The organism is Allobosea sp. MMO-172 (assembly GCF_037147855.1).
GTDB lineage: Bacteria > Pseudomonadota > Alphaproteobacteria > Rhizobiales > Beijerinckiaceae > Allobosea.
In genome coordinates this window covers 81,969-98,668 of record NZ_JBBCUM010000014.1, presented here as the reverse complement: position 1 = coordinate 98,668, position 16,700 = coordinate 81,969, and the positions used below count along the sequence as shown (strand labels likewise).

General features: G+C 68.9%; 15 protein-coding genes. 6 read left to right on the top strand and 9 right to left on the bottom strand.

Features of this window, described 5'->3' with window-relative positions; genetic code table 11:
• Positions 1-22: 22 nt before the first annotated feature.
• The gene (locus WFK61_RS19800; protein ID WP_336813797.1) at positions 23-361 is read right to left on the bottom strand and encodes a hypothetical protein; all 339 of its coding nucleotides are present in this window, start codon (positions 359-361) and stop codon (positions 23-25) included.
• A gap of 304 nt (positions 362-665) precedes the next feature.
• On the opposite strand from WFK61_RS19800, the gene WFK61_RS19795 reads away from it, so the two are divergent.
• Both WFK61_RS19795 and WFK61_RS19790 read left to right on the top strand, forming a co-directional pair.
• Positions 666-2,477: an ABC-F family ATP-binding cassette domain-containing protein gene (locus tag WFK61_RS19795; RefSeq protein ID WP_336813857.1), complete on the top strand. Its 1,812-nt coding sequence runs from the start codon at positions 666-668 to the stop codon at positions 2,475-2,477.
• Positions 2,478-2,581: 104 nt separating this feature from the next.
• Positions 2,582-3,328, top strand: a complete 747-nt coding sequence (locus WFK61_RS19790) for a glucose 1-dehydrogenase (RefSeq protein ID WP_133562802.1) — start codon at positions 2,582-2,584, stop codon at positions 3,326-3,328.
• Positions 3,329-3,338: 10 nt separating this feature from the next.
• On the opposite strand, the gene WFK61_RS19785 is transcribed toward WFK61_RS19790, so the two are convergent.
• Positions 3,339-3,974 (bottom strand): hypothetical protein, encoded by a 636-nt coding sequence (locus tag WFK61_RS19785; RefSeq protein ID WP_336813796.1) that lies wholly within the window; start codon positions 3,972-3,974, stop codon positions 3,339-3,341.
• Between the two features lie 83 nt (positions 3,975-4,057).
• Positions 4,058-4,951, bottom strand: coding sequence for a metallophosphoesterase family protein (locus WFK61_RS19780; RefSeq protein ID WP_336813856.1), 894 nt, complete (start codon positions 4,949-4,951; stop codon positions 4,058-4,060).
• 356 nt (positions 4,952-5,307) lie between these two features.
• Between WFK61_RS19780 and WFK61_RS19775 the strand changes: the two genes are divergently transcribed.
• Positions 5,308-5,793 (top strand): NUDIX domain-containing protein, encoded by a 486-nt coding sequence (locus tag WFK61_RS19775; RefSeq protein WP_442896336.1) that lies wholly within the window; start codon positions 5,308-5,310, stop codon positions 5,791-5,793.
• 18 nt (positions 5,794-5,811) lie between these two features.
• Here the strand turns inward: WFK61_RS19775 and WFK61_RS19770 are convergent, their stop codons facing one another.
• Complete coding sequence (locus WFK61_RS19770; RefSeq protein WP_336813795.1) at positions 5,812-7,335, bottom strand: argininosuccinate lyase; 1,524 nt, start codon at positions 7,333-7,335, stop codon at positions 5,812-5,814.
• A gap of 343 nt (positions 7,336-7,678) precedes the next feature.
• Between WFK61_RS19770 and WFK61_RS19765 the strand changes: the two genes are divergently transcribed.
• Positions 7,679-8,194, top strand: a complete 516-nt coding sequence (locus tag WFK61_RS19765) for a GNAT family N-acetyltransferase (RefSeq protein WP_336813794.1) — start codon at positions 7,679-7,681, stop codon at positions 8,192-8,194.
• Here the strand turns inward: WFK61_RS19765 and WFK61_RS19760 are convergent.
• Genes WFK61_RS19760 through WFK61_RS19740 form a run of 5 tightly spaced genes read right to left on the bottom strand, consistent with a single transcriptional unit; the run spans position 8,178 to position 15,223 of the window.
• On the bottom strand, positions 8,178-10,268 hold the full coding sequence (locus tag WFK61_RS19760) for a hypothetical protein (protein ID WP_336813793.1): 2,091 nt from the start codon (positions 10,266-10,268) through the stop codon (positions 8,178-8,180). The two genes, WFK61_RS19765 and WFK61_RS19760, sit on opposite strands and share 17 nt — an antisense overlap.
• Positions 10,268-10,438, bottom strand: coding sequence for a hypothetical protein (locus WFK61_RS19755; protein WP_336813792.1), 171 nt, complete (start codon positions 10,436-10,438; stop codon positions 10,268-10,270). Before WFK61_RS19755 ends, WFK61_RS19760 begins: the two co-directional genes overlap by 1 nt.
• The gene (locus WFK61_RS19750) at positions 10,438-13,266 is read right to left on the bottom strand and encodes a DUF4159 domain-containing protein (protein WP_336813791.1); all 2,829 of its coding nucleotides are present in this window, start codon (positions 13,264-13,266) and stop codon (positions 10,438-10,440) included. Before WFK61_RS19750 ends, WFK61_RS19755 begins: the two co-directional genes overlap by 1 nt.
• Before the next feature lie 12 nt (positions 13,267-13,278).
• Positions 13,279-14,196 carry a DUF58 domain-containing protein gene (locus WFK61_RS19745; RefSeq protein ID WP_336813790.1) on the bottom strand — a complete coding sequence of 306 codons (918 nt, stop codon included), beginning with the start codon at positions 14,194-14,196 and terminating at the stop codon, positions 13,279-13,281.
• A gap of 4 nt (positions 14,197-14,200) precedes the next feature.
• Positions 14,201-15,223 carry an AAA family ATPase gene (locus WFK61_RS19740; protein WP_336813789.1) on the bottom strand — a complete coding sequence of 341 codons (1,023 nt, stop codon included), beginning with the start codon at positions 15,221-15,223 and terminating at the stop codon, positions 14,201-14,203.
• Between the two features lie 202 nt (positions 15,224-15,425).
• Here WFK61_RS19740 and WFK61_RS19735 point away from each other — a divergent pair, with 202 nt between their 5' ends.
• Positions 15,426-16,007, top strand: coding sequence for a DUF1285 domain-containing protein (locus WFK61_RS19735; protein ID WP_336813788.1), 582 nt, complete (start codon positions 15,426-15,428; stop codon positions 16,005-16,007).
• 5 nt (positions 16,008-16,012) lie between these two features.
• Positions 16,013-16,666, top strand: coding sequence for a CoA pyrophosphatase (locus WFK61_RS19730; protein WP_336813787.1), 654 nt, complete (start codon positions 16,013-16,015; stop codon positions 16,664-16,666).
• Positions 16,667-16,700 lie beyond the last annotated feature (34 nt).

Below are 16,700 nucleotides of genomic sequence, written 5' to 3'. Positions count from 1 at the left end.
GCCATTGGCCCCGCGGTGTCGCTCAGCTCAGCTTCATGCCCTTGAGCGACTGGCCGACGACGCCGCCATCCTTGCGGCGCTGGGCCCGCTTCGACTTGATCGTCTCGACATGCTCGGGCTGCGGGTAATAGCCGCGCTCCATGATCTCCAGCGAGTATTCCTCATAGGTCAGGCCAAGGGCCGAGGCCTTTTCCTCGCGCCGGAGAGCGATCTCGCGCGGCTTCTTCCAGGCCTTGCGATGGGCGAAGCGCCAGTCGAAATAGCGGCCGATCTGGCCGGAGCCCGTGGCGGCGCGGCGCTTGCGCTCCTTCAAGGGCGGGCCGCCATTATGGCCGATCCCGATCGGGCGTTCGCTGGGCATCGCTCTTGGACTCATCAGGGCTCGATCCCGATCACGATAAGGGGCGGGGAGGAGCTGGCAAGGGCCGTGCCATGGCAGTGATCGCGCGGCTTTGGGGCACCCGCTTGTCATTCCGGGGCGCGCCATAGGCGCGAACCCGGAACCCACGGCTGGGCAGGACATTTTGTGCCGCGTTGCCGCCGGCTCGCCCGGTCGTGGGTTCCGGGTTCTTCGCTATGCGAAGCCCCGGAATGACAAAGGTGGGTTCTGTCAGGAGTGACAGCGGAGCAGTGGCGGTCTATCCCGCAGGCCGAACACAGGACGGATCATGGCCCCCTTGCTGCATCTGCGCGACGTCGCGCTCACTTTCGGCGGACAGCCCTTGCTCGAAGCCGCCGAGATCGCGGTCTCGGCCGGGGAACGCGTCTGCCTCGTCGGCCGCAACGGCTCGGGCAAGTCGACGCTGCTCAAGATCGCGGCGGGGATCGTCGAGCCGGATCATGCCGAGCGCTTCGTTCAGCCGGGCGCGACCATCCGCTACCTGCCGCAGGAGCCGGATTTCACCGGGTTCGACACCGCGCTCGCCTATGTCGAGGCTGGCCTCGGACCGGGCGACGACGCCTATCGCGCGCAATATCTGCTCACTGAGCTCGGCCTGACCGGGCAGGAGAACCCGGCTTCGATGTCGGGCGGCGAGGGGCGTCGCGCCGCGCTGGCGCGCGTACTGGCGCCGGAGCCCGACATCCTGCTGCTGGACGAGCCGACCAACCATCTCGACCTGCCGGTGATCGAATGGCTGGAGCAGGAGCTGAAATCGCTGCGCTCGGCCATGGTGCTGATCAGCCACGACAGGCGCTTCCTGACCTCGCTCTCGCGCGCGACGATCTGGCTCGACCGCGGCGTGACCAAGCGGGCCGAGAGGGGATTCGGCGAGTTCGAGGCCTGGCGCGACGAGGTGCTGGCGCAGGAGGAACTCGACCGCCACAAGCTCGACCGCAAGATCGCCCGCGAGGAGGACTGGCTGCGCTATGGCGTCAGCGCCCGGCGCACCCGTAACCAGCGCCGGCTCGGCGAGCTGCATGCGCTGCGCGACCAGCGCCGCACCGCGCGGGCCGCGCAGGGCAATGTCCGGCTGGAAGCGAGCGAGGCGCAGGCCTCCGGCAAGCTCGTCATCGAGGCGATCGACGTTGCCAAGGCCTATGGCGACAACACCATCGTCAAGAGCCTGTCGCTGCGCGTCGCGCGCGGCGACCGGATCGGCATCGTCGGGCCGAACGGCGCCGGCAAGACCACGCTGATCAACCTGCTGACCGGGGCGCTTGCGCCGGATTCCGGCAAGGTGAAGCTCGGCACGGCGCTGGAGATGGTGACGCTCGATCAGCGCCGCGAAAGCCTCGATCCGGAAACACCGCTCGGCGACGTTCTGACCGGCGGCGGCTCCGACCAGGTCATGGTCGGTGGCCAGCCGCGCCATGTCATCTCCTATATGAAGGACTTCCTGTTCCAGCCGATCCAGCGCGGCACGCCGGTCGGCGCGCTCTCAGGCGGCGAACGCGGGCGACTGATGCTGGCACGGGCGCTGGCCAAGCCCTCGAACCTGCTGGTGCTGGACGAGCCGACCAACGATCTCGATCTGGAGACCCTCGACCTGCTGCAGGAACTGCTCGCCGACTATCAGGGCACGGTGCTGCTGGTCAGCCACGATCGCGATTTCATCGACCGCGTCGTCTCCTCCGTGCTCATTTCGGATGGCGACGGTGTCTGGACCGAGTTCGCCGGCGGCTATTCCGACATGCTGGCGCAACGTGGGCGCGGCGTCGGGGCCAAGGCGCGACCGGTCGAGAAGGCGGCGCCCGCTGCGCCCAAGGCTGCGGCCTCGGCGCCAGCTGCATCCGCCGCCAAACGCAAGCTCTCCTTCAACGAGAAGCATGCGCTGGAGACGCTGCCGAAAAAGATCGACGCCTTGCAGGCCGAGGCTACGAAGCTCAACGCCGCCGTGGCCGGCGATCTCTACACGCGCGATCCGAAGCTCTTCGCCAAGGCCACGGCCCGGCTGGAGGAGGTCGCGCGCGAGATCGGCGAGGCCGAGGAGCGCTGGCTGGAGCTGGAGATGCTGCGCGAGGAGATCGGGGCCTAAGGTCCCGCTATTCGATTTCCGTATCGGCCTGCGCGCGAAAGCGCATTTACGGCCAAGCTCAATCGTTTCAAACATCGCGCAATCGCAGAGCACGAGGAGCGACCATGAGACTGAAGGGCAAGACCGCGCTGGTGACCGGCGCGGCGCAAGGGTTCGGCTTCGGCATCGCCGAGACCTTCGTGCGCGAGGGCGCGCGCGTCGCGGTGCTGGACATCAATGGCGACAAGGCCAAGGAAGCCGCCAAGGCGATCGGCCGCAAGGCTTTCGCCGTGACCTGCGATGTCGGCAAGGCCAAGAGCGTCGACAAGGCGGTCGAGAAGATCCTCGCCAAGGTCGGGCGGCTCGACATCGTCGTGAACAATGCCGGCACCACCCATCGCAACAAGCCGATGACCGAGGTGACCGAGGAGGAGTTCGACCGGATCTTCGCGGTGAACGTGAAGTCGATCTACCTGATGGCGCGCGCCACCGTGCCGCATTTCCGGCAGCATGGCGGCGGCGTGATCCTGAACATCGGCTCGACGGCCGGCGTCCGCCCGCGTCCGGGCCTGACCTGGTATAACGGCTCGAAGGGCGCCGCGAACCTGATCTCGCAGTCGATGGCGGTCGAGCTCGCGCCGGACAAGATCCGCGTCAACGCGATCGCCCCCGTCGCCGGCGAGACGCCGCTGCTCGCCACCTTTATGGGCGAGGACACTCCGGAGCGCCGCGCGCAGTTCACCGCCTCGATCCCGTGGGGGCGCTTCTCGACGCCGCAGGACATCGCCAATGCCGCGCTGTTCCTGTGCTCGGACGAGGCCGACATGGTGACGGGCTCGGTGCTCGCCGTCGATGGTGGCCGCTGCGTCTGATCGCAGACGGTTACTTGACGCCGCGCCGGCCGAACTGGGTGCGCTGGGGCGGCGGCGGAGGCCGCCGGACCGACCCGAGGAAGCCCTGCGGCTGGGCCGGCACCGGAGCTGCCGGGATCGGCTTGGTACCGGCGATCGCCTGTTCCATGGCGAGCGAGAGATGGGAGGGGGCGGCGGTCGTGTCGCCCTCGCTGGCGCGGCTGAAGCCCGAGGAAAACGAACCGCTCGCGGCTGTGGCACCCGGAACGGAAGCTGCGAACAGCAGGTAGAGCCACATGCCGATCAGGATGAAGGCGAGCCCCCCGGCATATTCCGTGCTGTTGAACGGGCTGTCATTCGTCCGCACGATGAGCGCCTGGGTCTGCAGGACCAGCGCCGTGCAGATGCCGATGGCATAGAGGCCGGGGAAGATATCGCCGCCGCCGGCATCGCGATTGCGGCGGATGGCAAAGCCGATGCGCTTGAAGGCGAAGAAGGCGCTGACCAGGAAGGTGGTCGCCGCCAGCCGGTGCCGCCCCTCTCCGGGAGGGCCTAGGAACACCTCGTATTGCAGGGCGACGCAGATCGTGAGCAGGACGGCTTCGGAGATGCCGACCAGGCAGGATCTAACGAAGAACTGGCTTCTGCCGAGCGTCCCAGCGAACATGGCGCATTCCTTCCGCTAGGGAATTCTAGGCGCCCGCCGTGAAAGACCCGTAAACGGCACTCCGGAAACCGCGTGGTATCGCCTCAGGCGGGCTTTGCGTGCAGCGCGATCTCCTGGCGGCGGATGACGGTGCCGTCCGGCTCGAAGCCGCGCTGCTCCAGCGTGATCCGCGGCCGGGCCGCGTCGCCCTCGATTCGGAAGAGATGCCAGGTGCCGAGTTCGCCATGGCCGCGCGGGCCGATCGAGGCCGAGGGTACGCCGACGATCGGCACGTCGCGGCCGGCGCCGGGGCGCCAGGCCAGCGAGAAGCTGTGATTATGGCCGTGCAGGACGAGATCGGCGCCCTTGCGCTTCAGCATGGCCTCGAAGGCCGAGGCATCGACCAGCTCGCGGCCGCGCTTGGCGCCGCCGACATAGGGCGGGTGATGGATCAGCACGACGCGGATCAAGCCTTCGTCGCGGGCGCGGTCGAGCAGCGCCTCGGTGCGGGCGATCTGCTCGCGGCCGACGCGGCCTGTCGCCATCAAGGGGAGAGTAGGTACGCCGCTATTGACGCCGATCAGCGCGACGGGGCCACGGTGGCGATACCAGGGATAGCCGGCCTTGCCCTCGTCATCGGCGATCCAGGGCGCCAGCATGCCGGCCAGCGGCTTCAGCGAGGAGCGCGCATAGGCATCGTGATTGCCCGGCACGAAGCTGACCGTCTCGCGCGGGCCGAGTTCGTCGAGGAAGGCGATGGCGGTCTTGAATTCGTCGGGCAGGCCGATATGCGCGACATCGCCGGTGCAGGCGACATGGTCGGGCTCATGTGCGTGGATGTCGGCGACGATGCGCGCCAGGATATCCATGTCATGGGCGTGCCTGCGCTTGCGACGCCAGTTGACGTAGCCGGTCGCGCGCTTGCCGAAAAGCTGATGCAGCGAAAACCCGGCGAGCGGGCCGAGATGCGGGTCGGACAGATGCGCGAGCTTGAACACGCTCAAGCGCTTGCCCCCGCAGGAGGCCGTCAGTCAAGCGCGCCGATGGCGCGCCTGGACTGCGGAAGGGTCGTGAGACCTCAGTTGGCGGCGCCGGTCAGTTCCGACACGATGCGCGAATCAGTCAGGGTGACGGCGGGCTTCCAGACATAGGCCGGCTTGGCCTTGAAGCGAGCGATGATGAAAGAGAGCAGCATGGTCCTAGTGTCCTGTGGTTGGGCGGCGATATCTGCCTCATTTGGGGCGCGTTTGTGGCAGGGCAACTGATCTACTTGACGGTCCGTCATGCGGTTTTTGCATAGACAATTAACTCGCCCTTGAGAATCGATCGGATGCAATCGTCAAATCCGCAGTCCGTGGCCGATCCCGAGCAGAAGCGGGCGCTCGCGCAGCGTGCGTTGACGCGGGTGCTCCATCTTTATTTCCGGTTCGCGCGGGGCATGACCTTCGGCGTGCGCGCCGTCGTGCTGAACGATCGCGGCGAGGTCTTCCTGATTCGCCATACCTATGTGCCCGGCTGGCACTTCCCCGGCGGCGGGGTCGAGGTCGGGGAGACGGCGGAACTGTCGCTGGAGCGCGAATTATCGGAGGAGGCGGGGATCGCCTCGACCGAGCGGCCCGTCCTGCATGGGCTGTTCTTCAACCGCAGGATCTCACGGCGCGACCATGTCGCCGTCTATGTGATCAGCCGGTTCCGGGTCGAGTCCGTCAAGCAGCCGGACCGCGAGATCGCCGAAGCCGGGTTCTTTCCGCTCGACAACCTGCCGGAGGGCACGACGCCGGCCACGCGGCGGCGGCTGGTGGAGATCACTTCCGGGCAGCCGCCTTCGACGGAGTGGTGAAGGCCGCGCCGGGGCTGTTCAGTTCGCGCTTTTCGCCAGCGTGGCGAAATCGGCGTCGAGCTTCGCCAGCCCGGCTGCGATCCTGGCGCGGCGCTCCTTGATCCAGGCATCTTGCCGGTCGAGGCGCTGCCTGGCCTCGGCCAGCATCCGGTCCATTTCCGCCGGCTGCGGCCCGCCCGACGTGGCGCGGTTCTTGATGATCGCGACGGGATCGAGCGTGGCGCGGAACTCGGTCTCGCTCATCGGCAGATCGGCGGCGGCAAGGCCCATCTCCGGCGCGGCCTTGCGGTAGATCGCCTGCGCCTGGGCATAGGGGAATTCGGTCGGCCTGATATTGTTGAGCTTGGCGTAGTCGACGATTTCCGATGCGAAATGATGGCCGGCGCGGAAGGGCAGCTTGTATTTGCGCATCAGGACATCGGCGAGTTCCTGCGATGCGGTCCAGTCGCTGTTCAGTTCTTCAAGCGCGCGTTCCGGGTCGATGGCGAGCGCCTTCAGGATGCGGTCGAGCCCCTGCAGAGCCCTGGTCGCGCTGTCGGTCATGGCGCTGTTGGTCTTGGCGTCCTTGGCGTCGGGCATGCCGGGCGGGATGTTATGCGCCCTGAAGACCGGCCCGATTGCCAGCGAGAGCGCGGTCGAGGCGTCCTCGCGGGTTCCGTTCAGCAGGCCCGGATTGCGCTTCTGCGGCATGGCGCTGGAAACATAGGTGTTGCCGCCGCCCTCGCGCAGGATGATCCAGGGCCGCGACTGCGCGTATTGCGTCATCACGTCCTCGATGAAGCCGCCGACATGCAGAGCTATGCCGGTGACGATGCCGCCGACCTCCACGGGCAGGTCGGCGGCGGCGATCTGCGAGGCGTCATAGGCGTTCTCGACGAGGCCGGCGAAGCCGAGATAATCCGCCATGCGCTGGCGATCGAGCGGCCAGCTCGTGCCGTTCAGCACCGTCGTGCCCATCGGCGAGCGATCGACGCGGGCATAGGTTTCGCGGATGCGTTGCGCGTCGCGGTCGAGCCCGGCGACGAGGCCGAGCAGGTAATGGCCGTAGCTGTTGGGCTGGGCGGCGACGCCGTTGGTGTAGTTGGGCACGATCGTGTCGCGATGCGCCGCGGCGAGCTCGACCATGGTCCGCGTCGCGCGGTTGAGCTCACCGGCCAGCGTCAGGAGCCGGTCGCGCATGATCGCGGCGCGGTATGTCGCGTGCATATCCTGGCTGGAGCGGCCGGCATGGATCAGGGTGACCTCGACGCCGGCTTCCTTGATCATCAGGGGCTCGAAGGTGATGACGGTCGAGGGCCGCCTGGCGCCGGGCTGGTTGCCGGCCTCGATCACCTTGGCGATGCCCTGCGCCAGCTTCGGTGCCAGCGCCCGGTCGAGCAGGCCCTGCTCGGCGTTGATGACGGTGCTCGCCTTGTTGATCTCGCCGAGCCAGAAGAATTCGTCGCGGACGGGCTCTTTCGGCGGAGCCGGCTGTTGAGCCAGCGCCGGCAGGCAGAGGGCCGCGAGAAGCAGGGCAGGGGCAAGTGGTTTGAATCCGGGCATCGGTTTCCTCCGCTCCGACAGGCGAAACCGCCTGCGGCTTTCGTGACCTGTTCCCCCGCTGGAAGGCGGAGTTGAGACCAATCCGACAAGGCGAGCAAGTCTCCGCGGGGGAACGCCGCAGGATGGATGGACGTCACTCCAAAGCCATTCGGCGCCGCCTCGGATTATTCCGAAAAGTGGATTTCCCTTTCCGGCCCGATGCTGTAGAGGCGCTGTCATGATGATCCGGCTGAGCCTGCGAGACCTGCGACGACCGGCGCGCTGAATGCGCCCTTCCGGTCATGCGCCCGCACGCGCCTGCCCTCGCTCTGCCGATCCGCCTCCCGCTTAAGCGTCGATCATCATGACATCCCTGCCTCTGACCATCCGCCACGAACTCCCCGTGGACGCCGCCGCGATCGAGCGCCTGCATGAGCGCGCCTTCGGCCCCGGCCGCTTCGCTCGCACCGCTTTCCGCCTGCGCGAAGGCGTGCCGCCCGACCACGCCCTGTCCTTCGCCGCCCATGTCGGCACCTTCCTTGTCGGTTCTGTCAAGGTGACGGCGGTGCTGGCGGGCGGCCACAAGGCGCTGATGCTCGGCCCGCTCACCGTCGATCCCGCTTTCGAGGGCCGGGGCATCGGCGCTGCACTGATGAACCGCTCGATCGAGGCGGCGCGCGAAACCGGGCATGACCTGATCATGCTGATCGGGGACGCACCCTATTACGCCCGCTTCGGCTTCAAGGTCCTGCCGCCCGGCCAGCTCGTGCTGCCGGGCCCGGCCGATCCGGCGCGCTTCCTCGCGCTGGAGCTGGTCGAGGGCGTGCTGAAGCAGCGCAGCGGGGCGGTGACCTCGATGCGCTTCAGCTCTGGCGCCTGAGGCGCCTGCCGCTCTCGCCGAGCCAGCCGGCGACCAGGGCGCCGAACAGAACGGCCAGGCCGAGCAATCCGATGAAGAGCGGCGAGATGCGCACGCCGCGCACGATGCCGGAATCGCTGATCCGCAGGCCGATCCAGTCATTGCCGGCGAACTGGCTGCCCGAGCGCACCGGCACGATGCGCGGCACGTTGACGGCCGAGCCGCTCTCGCGGCCGATGCGGCGCGAGGAACCGCCGGTGGCTTGCGCCAAGGTCTGAAGCGCGCCGGGGTCGCTGACCACTTCCATCAGTTCGCGCGGGTTCTCCGGCCCGACGCTGGCGAAGGCGGTGAGGTTGTCGGAGGTCAGCCGGTAGAGGCCGAGGTCGCTGGTCGGGATGCGGGCAGTGAACAGGCCGGGGCGGCCGGGCTCCAGCGTCACCGTGCGCGACTGGCCGTCGGGGCCGGTGATGGTGATCGGGCCGGGATTGTCGCGCAGCGTCTGGCGCTCGACCTCGACGGTCGCGCCGCGCACGGTCGCGCGCAGCGCCTCCTCCTCAAGCTCCGGCTCCTTCATCAGCCAATGGCTGAGGCGGCGCAGCAGGTCGAGATAGGGGCCGCCATCGCGGAAGCCGCGGGCCCAGAGCCAGGCATGATCGGAGAGGAAGAGCGCGACGCGGCCCTTCTGCTCACGCGCCAGCATCAGGAGCGGCCGGTCGCCCGGGCCGGTCATGACCGGCGCACCGCCGGCCCGCGCCTGGGCGCCGACCATGCGCAGCCATTCGCCCCAGCGCGGCGGCGAGACTTCCGAACCCGGCAGGTCGCGGGTGACGGGGTGGCGCTTGCCGGGCTCGCTGACCTGGGCGCGATAGGCTTCGTCGATGACGCTGCCATCGGGCAGGGCGGGCAGAATCTGGCCGAGCGGGGTACGCGCCAGCGTCTGCGAACCCGCATATTCGGGACCTGCGGCGACGAGCAGCGCGCCGCCGTCGCGGACATAGCGCACGATGTTCTCGAAATAGAGCAGCGGCAGGATCGACTGGTTGGCGTAGCGGTCGAAGATGATCAGGTCGAACTCCTTGATCTTGACCTGAAACAGCTCGCGCGTCGGGAAGGCGATCAGCGAGAGCTCGTTGATCGGCGTGCCGTCCTGCTTCTCCGGCGGGCGCAGGATGGTGAAATGCACGAGGTCGACATTGGCGTCGGCCTTGAGGAGGTTGCGCCAGGTGCGCTCGCCCGGATGCGGCTCGCCCGAGACCAGCAGCACGCGAAGTTTGTCGCGCACGCCTTCGATGGTGATCACGGCGCGGTTGTTCGCGAGCGTCAATTCGTTGTCGATGGCTTGCGCCTCGATCTCGACGACATTCGGCCCGCCCCGGTCGATGCGGACGGGGACCTGCACGGTCTGGCCGGTTGCAACCTCGCGGCGGGCGACGATCTCGCCGTCGCGGCGGATGGTCAGGCCGGCGCGGCCGGGGCCGCCCTTGTCGACGACGCGCAGGCGGATGATCTGGTCCTTGCCGACGATGCCGAAACGCGGCGAATCGACCAGCACGATGCGTCGGTCGATCTCGGCATTGCGGCCGGTGGTCAGGACATGCAGTGGCGCGCGCAGGCCGAGCGCCTCGGCCGTGGCCGGTGCATCATGGGCGAGACCGTCGGTGATCGCGATGGCTCCAGCGACGCGTTCGGAAGGTACATCGGCAAGGCTCGACGACAGGGCCTCGAACAGGCGGGTGCCGTCATTGGTGCCTTGCGCGTCGCGCAGCTCGACGATCCGCGGCTCGACATTGGGGATGCCGCGCAATTGCCGCTCGATCTCGGCGACGGCTGCGTCGGTCTGGGCCGCGCGGTCGGCGAGGCGGTTCGAGGCCGAGCGGTCGACCACGACGGAGACGACGTCCTTGACCGGCTCGCGATCCTCGAAGACCAGCGAGGGATCGGCCAGCGCCGCCGTCAGCACGACGAGCGCGAGCGCGCGCAGGATGGCGCTGCGGCCGGCCAGCACGATGGCGGCGCCGGCAGCCAGCGCCGCGAGCACGGCGAGGCCGATCAACAGCGGCAGGGGCACCATTGGGGCGAGGGAGACGCTCCACATCAGCGGATACCTCCCAGCATCCCGTCCTCAGCCCTCATCCTGAGGAGCGCCGCAGGCGCGTCTCGAAGGATGCTCCAGATGGTTCCAGAGCCTCCTGAAACATCCTTCGAGACGCCGTTCCTGACGGAACGGCTCCTCAGGATGAGGGCTGAGGAGAAGAGATCGCTCATCACTGGCCCAGCCTTTCGAGCAGGGCCGGGACATGGACCTGATCGGCCTTGTAGTTGCCGGTGAGCGCGTACATTACGAGGTTGACGCCAGCACGCAGCGCCATTTCGCGCTGGCGCGGATCGCCGCCAGAGAGCGGTACCAGCCCTTCGCCGCGACGATCGATCGCCCAGGCGGAGGCGAGGTCGTTGGCGGTGATGATGATCGGCGAGACGTTGTCGCCGGCGCGCGCCGGGCGGCGCCCGTCGCTATCGGCGGGCGGCAGGGTCTCGACCCAGGTCGTGCCGGTGTCGTAGCGGCCGACGAGCTCGTCGAGGATGTAGAAGGTCTTGGTCAGGACGTGGTCGCGCGGCAGCGGCTCCAGCTCGGGAATGTCGAGCGTCTGCAGCATACGCTTGAGCTGGTCGCCTTCGGGCGTGGTGCCGCCGCCGGGCCGCGCGCTCATTGCGTCGCGGGTATCGAAGATCACGAGCCCGCCGCCCTTCATATAGGCCTCGAGCTTGCGCAGGGTCTCCGCCGAAGGCAGCGGCCGGCCGGCGACGATCGGCCAGTACAGCACCGGGAAGAAGGCGAGCTCGTCGCGCTCGACGCTGACGCCGACCGGTTCGCCCGGCTCCAGCGCCGTGCGGGCGCCGAGGACCGTGTTGAGGCCGAGGAGTCCGGCCTTCGACATATTGTCGACGGCTGTCTCGCCGGTGACGACATAAGCCAGCCGCGTCTGCGCGCCATTGGCGAGCAGCGCGCGGGGGATCGGCGGGCGGGTATCGGCCTGCGCATTCGGGGCGGGCTGCTGGGCGCGGGCGGTATCGGGCACCAGCGCAACGGAGGCGCCGAGCGCGAGCAGGATCGCGGCCGGCGCGGCGGCCTTGCGCAGGCGCGCGACGTTGAGGCGGCCACCGAGCCAGAGCGTCGCCAGGGTGTCGGCGACGAGCAGGAGCAGCGCTAGGACGAGGAGCAGCGGGCGGATATCGCGCGCGACCGGCTCGTCGATCGGCAGCACGGCGACGCCCAGGCTGGCGAGGTCGAGTGCCGCGAGCGTGTCGGTCGGCGTCAGCGCGTTGACGGCGAGCGAGCCGTCGGTCGGCCCATAGAGGCCGGGCGGATGGGCGAGCGTCGCGTGGCCGGCATAGTTGCGGGCCACCGGCTGGGCTGTCGCGGGCGCTGAGCGGAACTGGCCGATGCCGTCGAGCACGCGGGCCGGCGACAAGGTCTCGACGCGCGCATCGTCAGCTTGCGCTTCGGCTGCGGCGGGGCCGTTGCCGGCGAGATTGACGATCTTGCGGAGCATGTCGACGAAGAGGCCCGAGAGCGGAAGATTGGACCAGGTGGTGTCGGCTGTGACATGGACCATGGCGATCAGGCCGTCGCCGCGCCGCTCGCCGGTGACGACCGGCGTGCCGTCCTCCAGCGCCGCCCAGGTCTTGCGCGACAGGTTGGGCTCGGGCTCGGCCAGGATCTGGCGGCTGACGCGGATGTCGTCGCTGATATTCAGGCCGAAGAAGGGGCTTTCGCGGGTGAAGGGCGCGAGCTTGCGCGGCGTCTCCCAGGAGAGGCCGCCGCCGAGCGTGCGGCCGCCGCGGCGCAGGCGCACCGGCGTCAGGTCGTCGGAAGCGGCGGCGAGGCGCGCACCGGCGAAGCGTAGCAGCACGCCGCCGCGCTCGACGAAGCTCGTCACCTTCTCGGCCGTCTCGCGATCGAGCGCGCCGATATCGGCAAGGACGAGCACCGAGAGGTTCTGCGCCAGCAACTCGCCGATCGGATCGGTCGAGCCCTGACGCGGCTCGCGGATTTCGGCGAAGGGCTGGAGGGCGCGGGAGAGATAGTAGGTCGGCGAGAGCAGCGGCTGCGCGGTGTCGGCTGTCGCGCCGGAGACGAGGCCGATGCGGCGGCGCTTGGCGCGGTCGTCGAGCAGCGCCACGGCGCCGGCGCTGCGCTCGCCGACGATCTCCAGCCGCGAGACGGCGTTGCGGACCTCGATCGGCAAGGTCAGGCGCGCGGTCGTTTCGAGGTTGCTGCCCTCGAAGATGAAGGGCGCGTTGCCGAGCGGCAGGCCCTTGAGGTCAAGGGCGCGGACCTGCCCCGTCGCGGCGGCGCTCGTGGTCGGGCGCAGTACCTTGACGGTCAGGGCGCCCGCGAGGTTCTCAGGCGCGGAAAGGGCGAGCTGCGCGGCGGGGGCGGCATGAACAGCGAGGCGACGGGCCTCGGCATCCTGCTTCAGGCGCGCGAGGAAGCTGCCATCGTCGGATACGGCGAGCCCATCGGCGACCCAGACGATCTCGGCTGTGGGAGAGCCCTGCAGGAAGGCCTCGATGCGCTGGAGATGCGCGGCACGATCCGGCGCATGGGGCTGGAGCGGGAGCGCGCGCAAGCGGTCGAGCGCGATGCGGGGCTCAGCCAACGCAATCGCGGCCGGCGCTTCGGCAAGGCCGAGCACGGCGACCGGGCGGCCTTCGCGGGTCGCGGCGGCGATGCGGGATTCGGCAACCGCGATGCGCTCGGACCAGTCGGTCGCGGCGCCGAAGCCGTTATCGATCAGCAGCAGGACGGGGCCGCGCGAAGGGGCGGCGTCGCGCACCGGATTCCAGACCGGGCCGGCGACGGCGAGGATCGCGAGCGCGGCCACCGCCATGCGCAGCGCGAGCAGCCACCAGGGCGTATGGGCCGGCGTCTCGCGCTTGGCGATCAGGTCCGCCATGATCTTCAGCGGCGGGAAATCGATCCGGCGCGGGCGCGGCGGCGTCACGCGCAGGATCAGCCAGAGCGCCGGTAGCAGGGCGAGCGCGGCGAGAGCGAGCGGGGCGGTGAAGCTGAAGGGCAGGGCGCTGAGCATCGGCGTTTCCCCTCAGAAGCCCGAGGCGCTGCGCGAGGCGGCGACGAGGCTTGCGATGCGCAGAACCGCCTCGCTGGCCGGCCGGTCGGTGCGATGCAGCGTCAGGGTCCAGCCGGCCTTGCGGCAGGCCTCCGCAATGGCTTCGCGATGGGCGGCGAGGCGCTGGCGGTATTCATCGCCCCAGGCGCCGGCATCGCCGACGCGCAAGCTCAGTCCATCCTCCAGGTCGAAGAGTTCGGCCTGGCCGCTGAAGGGGAAGGTCTCCTCGATCGGATCGGCGATCAGCAGGACATGGCCGCGTGCGCCGGATGAAGCGAGGGTTGCGATCCTCTGGGCAAGTCTGGAGGCCGGCGAGAGCCCGTCGGTGATGATGATCGCGTCCGCCAGTCGCGGCAGCGGCGCTTCCGGCGGCAGGTCGGAGGCGGCGTTGCGCTCGTCGGCGAGGATCGCTTGCGCCAGCATCTCGACGATGCGGCGCGAGGCCAGCGCTCGCGTCAGGCCCAGATGTCCGACGCGCTCGCCGCCCTCGACCATCGTCTCTGCCAGCGCGAAGCCCGCAACCAATGCGCGGTCGAGCTTCGAGGTCATCGCCAGCGAGGAGGCGAAGCCCATCGAGGGCGAGCGGTCGATCCAGAGCCAGATCGAGTGCGAGGCTTCCCATTCGCGCTCGCGGACGAAGAGATGGCCATCGCGGGCGGAGCGGCGCCAGTCGATGCGCGAGGCCGATTCGCCGGCGACCAGCGGGCGGTACTGCCAGAAGGTCTCGCCGGGGCCGGAGCGGCGCCTTCCATGGATGCCGTGGATGCTGGCGGAGACGCGGCGCGCCTCCAGGATCAGGCGCGGCAGGCGCGCGGCGAGGTCGAGCGATTCCGTGAGGACCGGCCGCGACGGCCGCCTTTCGCCCGGAGCCAGGACGCGCGTGCGCAACATCGGCTTATCCCAGCCGTTCCACGAGCTTGCCGATCAGCCCCTCGACCGTCTCGCCATCGGCGCGGGCGGCGAAGGTCAGCGCGACGCGGTGCTTCAAGACGGGGATGGCCAGCGCCGCAACGTCGTCGACGGATGGGGCAAGCCGGCCTTCGACGAGCGCGCGGGCGCGCACGGCCAGCGTCAGCGACTGGCTGGCGCGGGGGCCGGGACCCCAGGACAGTTTGTCGGTGACCGAGGCCTCGCCTTCGCCAGGGCGGGCGGAGCGGACGAGATCGAGGATCGCCTCGACGACCGCGTCGCCGACCGGCAGGCGGCGGACGAGGCGCTGGATCGACATCAGCGTTTCCGAAGTCATCGCCGGGGAAGGCTTGTATTCGGCGGCGCCGGTCGTCTCCAGCAGGATGCGGCGCTCGGCCTCGCGGTCGGGATAGCCGACATCGATCTCGAGCAGGAAGCGGTCGAGCTGGGCTTCGGGCAGGGGATAGGTGCCTTCCTGCTCGATCGGGTTCTGCGTCGCCAGGACATGGAAGGGCGCCGGCAGGTCGTAGCGCTCGCCGGCGACCGTGACATGGTGCTCCTGCATCGCCTGGAGCAGGGCCGACTGGGTGCGCGGCGAGGCGCGGTTGATCTCGTCCGCCATCAGCAACTGGGCGAAGACCGGGCCCTTGATGAAGCGGAAATGGCGCTTGCCATCGCTCGATTCGTCGAGAACCTCGGAGCCGAGGATGTCGGATGGCATCAGGTCCGGCGTGAACTGGACGCGGCGGGCCGCGAGGCCGAGCACGGTGCCCATCGCCTCGACGAGCTTGGTCTTGGCGAGGCCGGGAACGCCGACGAGCAGGCCATGGCCGCCCGAAAGCAGCGTCACCAGCGAGAGATCGACGACCTTCTGCTGGCCGAAGATGACCTGGCCGATCTCCTTGCGCGCCGCGCCGATGGCACTGAGCGCGGCTTCGGCCGCCTCGACGATGCCTGTGTCGAGGTCGATCGGCGAAGTGCTCTCGTTTGCCCGGGCTTGCGCCGCCATGTCGGTCTCCTTCACTGTCGCGGGCCGTTGCGCCGCCATGCGAACCGTCGATGCGTTCGGCCGTTCAGTGTGGACGGGCCATCACGACGGCTCAAGCGCCGAATGGAATGGTACACATCAACTCGGCTTCACGATTATGTGGAGTTCAAGGCGGAAACGCGATGCAAGCAGGATGCCGCAGCCGATGGCCGGGGAGGGCGAGATGACGGGACCGGGCCATGCGATGGAGCGCCTGATGACCTCGCTCGGGGCTGGCCGGGCGCGCGGCCTCCCGCCGGTGGAGCGCTGGAATCCGCCTTTCTGCGGCGATCTCGACATGCGCATCGCCGCCGACGGCACCTGGTTCTACATGGGCACGCCGATCGGCCGGCCTGCCCTGGTGAAGCTGTTCTCCTCGGTTTTGAAGCGCGAGGACGAGGATTACTTTCTCGTGACCCCGGTCGAGAAGGTCGGGATCACCGTCGATGACGCGCCGTTCCAGGCCGTCGAGATGCAGGTCGACGGCGCGGGAGACAGCCGCACGCTGGCATTCCGAACGCAGGTCGACGATCTCGTCTGCGTCGGGCCGGACCACGCCTTGCGTTTCGCGCGGGCTGCACAGGACGGGCTGACACCTTATGTCCATGTCCGGCGCGGCCTCTGGGCCCGGCTGACGCGAGCGCTGACCTATGACCTGCTGGCGCTCGGCGAAGTGCGGGACGTCGAAGGCGAGGCGATGTTCGGGGTTGCCGCCGCAGGACAATTCTATCCGGCAGTGCCGGCGAGCGAGATCGAGGGCCTCTAGCGTTGATGAGATCGGAAATTGCTCTCAACCTGAGCAGCGAGGGTTTTGCGGCGCTGGCGCGTGAACGGCTGCGGGCCGAGCCGCCCCTGTTGGGCGACGTGATCAGCCGGCCGCGCGGCGATCATGAGAATCAGGCGGCATCCGTGCCGATCCCCGACGAGAAGCGCGCTGTCCCGGCCGCCGTGCTGATCGGCATCGTGCCGCGCCCCGAGGGGCCGACCGTGCTGCTGACGCAGCGCGCTGCGGCGCTCCGCAACCATTCGGCCCAGGTCGCCTTTCCCGGCGGGCGGGTCGATGCCGTCGACGGCTCGCCGCTCGTCACGGCCTTGCGCGAGACGGAGGAGGAGATCGGCCTGTCGCGCTCGCATATCCGCACGCTCGGCTTCCTCGACGCTTATCTGACCGGCACCGGCTATCGGATCGTGCCGGTGGTGGCGCTGGTCGAGCCGCCCTTCTCGCTGACGATCAACCATAACGAGGTCGACGAGGCCTTCGAGACGCCGCTTTCCTTCCTGCTCGATCCCGCCAACCACAAGCGCGAGGGCATCGAATGGAAGGGGCATTTCCGCACCTACTATGCGATGCCATTCGAGGGTCGCTATATCTGGGGTGCGACCGCCGGCATGATCCGCAATCTCTACGAGCGGCTGGCGGGCTAGAGCGTCGGACCGAAAGGTGGAATGCACTTTTCGG